Origin of the sequence: Mesorhizobium tamadayense, from assembly GCF_003863365.1 — a bacterium.
Taxonomy (GTDB): Bacteria; Pseudomonadota; Alphaproteobacteria; order Rhizobiales; family Rhizobiaceae; genus Mesorhizobium; species Mesorhizobium tamadayense.
The window spans coordinates 1-3,446 of sequence record NZ_RQXT01000117.1 but is presented as its reverse complement, the minus strand read 5'-3'; the positions used below and the strand labels follow the sequence as shown (position 1 = coordinate 3,446).

Genomic DNA, 3,446 nt, shown 5'->3' with positions numbered 1-3,446 from the left:
CGCGCAGCAGGAATGGATGGCCAACAACCTTCCCAAGCGCGGGGTGATCGTGGAAGCCGGCCAGTGGGGCGAGCCGAAGCTGCCGCCCAAGGCCGAGCGTGTGTACGGCAAGCCGTCCAAGTCCGATCACACCGCCATGTATCTCGACCGCGACGGCAAGGTGCAATCGGTCGCATACCGCATGCCGGCGGCCAAAAAGCCCAAGGGCAAGAATGGCGCTGATGTTGAGGCCGATGGCGATGATATCGTCGTTGCGGCAAAGCCGCGTCCGGACGTAACGCGCAAAGGCGTCGAGATGATCGGGGACCTGCGTACCGACGCGCTGCACGAGGCGCTGTCGCGCGCACCGATCGGGGACGACACGCTGATGGCCCTGCTCGTTCTCGCCTTCGCCGGCCAGAATGTGACGGTGGCATCTGGCGCCCGCGACATCTCCTATTACGGGGCCGCAGGCCTCGGCGAACATGCCGCGCGCCTGTTCGACCAGGAGGGCAAGCTCGAGTTCGACATGGACACGCTGCGCCTTGCCGTGCGGTCCTTGCTGATCGACGTTCTGTCCTGCAGGAAGAATCGCTCGGACAGCGGCGTTGTCGCCCGTGTCGCCGGCGACGTCATCGCCGCCGACAACTTCCTGGCCAACATGGGGACGCAGGACTTCCTGTCATGCCTGTCGCGGCAGGCATTGGAAGCCGCCTGCGCGGACACATCCGTCCTGCCCCGTCAGAAGGTCAAGGACACCCGTGCGGCCCTGGTCGAGCATTTCAAGGAAGGCCGCTTCGTCCACCAGTCGGCGCTGTTTGCGCCCACTCCGGAAAAGCTGACCTCCTGGCTGAAGATGAACCAGGCCAGGGGACAGCCCGAGGACGACGGCACGCCGCAGCACCAGGACGACCTCGACGGCGATGCGATCGTCGAGCCGCCGCATGTCGGCGACGATGACGCTGAAGGCTTCCGCGCGGCCGCCGAGTAGCAGCGCGCTTCCTTCCTTCCGATCGCATTCCCGCCGCCGGTACATCGCCGGCGGCGGTTTCGTTTCACCATGAGCAACACGGAGACCCATCATGTCGGCTCAATTGATCTATGACCACGTTCCACTCGGTTCGATCGTAACTTATTGCGACGGAACCCCACGCCCGCCCGAGCGGCATCGCAAGCAGCTCGCCGCCTGGGAGAACCGCAACAGCGGCGGCCGGCTGATCCGCAAGCAGGCCGAAATCCGCGTCGGCAACACCACGCTGCCGGCATCCATTACCCTGCATAAGGGTGACTATGGCAGTCAGGGCACCATCGTCCTGCGCATTCGCCAGAGCTTTTCGGTGAACAGCGATCTCAACTTTGCGGTCAAGGAGCGGCCCGCCATCGGCTCGGTCCTGGTGCTCGACCGCGCCGGCGACGATGCGGAGCTTGTCCATCTTGCCGCCAATCGCACGGCCGCCGAGGAATGGCTGACCCGGCACAACTATCCGCGAGCCGTTCTCCAAGAGATCTCGGCCGATGCCGTGGCCGCGGATATCATCGAGGGGAGGGCGGCATGAGCGTGGCCACTCCCCGGATACGCGACGAAGAAACCCCCGGTCCGGGGGCTTCTTTTGGCCGCAGCGCCGGCGGATATCCCGTTGCGCTTGTCGGTGAAACGGCGTTCGCCATGGTTCCGGACCGGAACGGCCGGCACTATCTTGTCACGGGCTGGCGTATCCGCCGGCCCATGGCTGAATGGACGCGGGGCGATTTCTACGGCCATGCCGGTGAGCTTGCCGACGAGGCGGCGTTTCGCGCGCATGTCGAGGCGAACGCCCGCCACCAGCAGCAGCGCGCAGCTCTCGGACGTCGCGAGATCCACTCCAGCGCCCACACGCCATGGGGAACGTCGCAGGGAGCCACCATCTATGCCGAGGGCGTCGTGGCTCACTCAACGGCAGGCCATGGCGGGTTTCACCTGTCGGAAGAGCGGAATCGCAAAGTCCATTCCCTTTTTCGTACCAATGACGGCTGGTATGAAGAGGACTGCCATTGGGCGACCGTCGCCGAGGCTTTCCCCGAGCTCTTCACGGACTTCGAGAAGGCTGGTGCGGAAAAGACCATCCGCGACTGGTATCCGGACGCCTGGGAGGCGATCCACGGGAGGGTGCTCAAACCCGGCCAATCCGCGAAAAAGGACGAGCGGGCATTTTTCGAGAAGCATGCCGATGACTGGGTCGTGGTGTCGGCGATCCGTTGCGAGCACCAGGCCGGTTTCACCGAGGTTATCGCGACCCCTGGCGGCAAGCGTGGGCCGGGCACGGAGGAACGTCGCTTTCTCGTCGCGACCGACGACTATCATGTCGGGCGCTTTGGATTCGTCATCGATGTTGCGCGCCATCGTGTCTATGGCGGACCATCGAGCTTCATGGATTGGCAGGGGAGGGACACATAATGTCCGTCGCCGATCGCCGCGCACAGCTCTTTCCGCATGGAGGAGGCTCGGCCAGACACAGCGCCAGCTCGATATGATCGACCGGCAGATCATAAGGCGGAGACGGCGATCATTCCGCAGCTCAGACCCCACTGTGTCGGCTATCGACGCGGGAGGGGTCCCGGAGCCGGCAATGTTTCTCGAACGATATCGGGCCAATCTTGTAGCGATCACATTGGAGGGGCAGCACGAGATCGACGCTCTCTCCCGCAAACTCGCAAGGCAGGATGCTGCAATCGAGCTGCTACGTGCCAGACTGCCACTGGACCTGATGCGCGCCTGATACCGCGGCCTGGTCAGCGCTTGCGTACGAATTCGGTTCGCAACACCAGCCCCTTGATCGCATCATGCCGGCAATCGATCTCTTCGGGATTGTCGGTGAGGCGGATCGACTTGATCACCGTGCCCTGCTTCAGGATCTGCCCGGCGCCTTTGACCTTGAGGTCCTTGACGAGCACGACGGAGTCGCCGTCGGCCAGTACATTACCGGCGGCATCGTGCACTTCAATATTCCCAGCAGAAGCTGCAATGGCAGCCATCTCCGACGCTGGTCGCCATTTCCCTGTCGCGTCGTCATAGGCGTAGTCGTCGTTGTGACCGGTCATTGCTGCCCTCGCCCCGGGATTGAATACAGTGCGCTGTCATTCCGACGGGGGAGCAGGCCAAAAATCCGACGGGGGAGCAGGCCAAAAATCTGATCCGCAGCGGCGGACCGGCGCGGCCCATCACCTATACCGGCAGGAGGCGAAGTTCAAACCACTGTCGTCCCTGGCGCAGCCTGACGGGCAGGCGGATCGTGTGGCGGCGGGAATTGAACAGTGATTTCCTCCCGCATGCCAATGTCCGGATCCATCCCTTGCCGGTCTTCCCGGCGGGTTTGCTGCGGTCTGAACCGGCGGCTGTCCGCTTCAAGGCCGCTATCGCGCCGCGGAGCGGCCGGAACCCGCCGATCTCGGCAAGGCTGGCCCGCGTCCCGGGCAGGGCCAGTGAAGAG

General features: G+C 64.1%; 5 protein-coding genes and 1 pseudogene. 4 read left to right on the top strand and 2 right to left on the bottom strand.

The features are described from left to right. From EH240_RS36490 to EH240_RS39535, 4 genes and pseudogenes are all read left to right on the top strand, one after another. A pseudogene (locus tag EH240_RS36490) lies at window positions 1–970 on the top strand (plasmid partitioning protein); the annotation flags it as partial. Window positions 971–1,061: 91 nt separating this feature from the next. After that, entirely contained in the window at window positions 1,062–1,535 is a 474-nt protein-coding gene (locus EH240_RS36485) for a hypothetical protein (protein WP_125007178.1), read from the top strand. Next, window positions 1,532–2,413 (top strand): DUF7007 domain-containing protein, encoded by an 882-nt coding sequence (locus EH240_RS36480; RefSeq protein ID WP_125007177.1) that lies wholly within the window; start codon window positions 1,532–1,534, stop codon window positions 2,411–2,413. The genes EH240_RS36485 and EH240_RS36480 overlap by 4 nt, the downstream gene beginning before the upstream one ends. 172 nt (window positions 2,414–2,585) lie before the next feature. Then, the gene (locus tag EH240_RS39535; protein WP_245436700.1) at window positions 2,586–2,735 is read left to right on the top strand and encodes a hypothetical protein; all 150 of its coding nucleotides are present in this window, start codon (window positions 2,586–2,588) and stop codon (window positions 2,733–2,735) included. A gap of 13 nt (window positions 2,736–2,748) precedes the next feature. Here the strand turns inward: EH240_RS39535 and EH240_RS36470 are convergent, their stop codons facing one another. Further along, window positions 2,749–3,057 (bottom strand): alkylphosphonate utilization protein, encoded by a 309-nt coding sequence (locus tag EH240_RS36470; protein ID WP_125007176.1) that lies wholly within the window; start codon window positions 3,055–3,057, stop codon window positions 2,749–2,751. Between the two features lie 124 nt (window positions 3,058–3,181). Further along, on the bottom strand, window positions 3,182–3,446 hold a 265-nt coding region (locus tag EH240_RS38635; RefSeq protein WP_206075388.1), incomplete at its 5' end, for a hypothetical protein.

What these genes read in the sequence shown, in the direction of transcription:
- EH240_RS36480 (WP_125007177.1), top strand. Translation starts at nt 1,532, where the DNA reads ATGAGCGTGGCCACTCCCCGGATACGCGACGAAGAAACCCCCGGTCCG.
- EH240_RS39535 (WP_245436700.1), top strand. Translation starts at nt 2,586, where the DNA reads ATGTTTCTCGAACGATATCGGGCCAATCTTGTAGCGATCACATTGGAG.
- EH240_RS36485 (WP_125007178.1), top strand. Translation starts at nt 1,062, where the DNA reads ATGTCGGCTCAATTGATCTATGACCACGTTCCACTCGGTTCGATCGTA.
- EH240_RS36470 (WP_125007176.1), bottom strand. Translation starts at nt 3,057, where the DNA reads ATGACCGGTCACAACGACGACTACGCCTATGACGACGCGACAGGGAAA.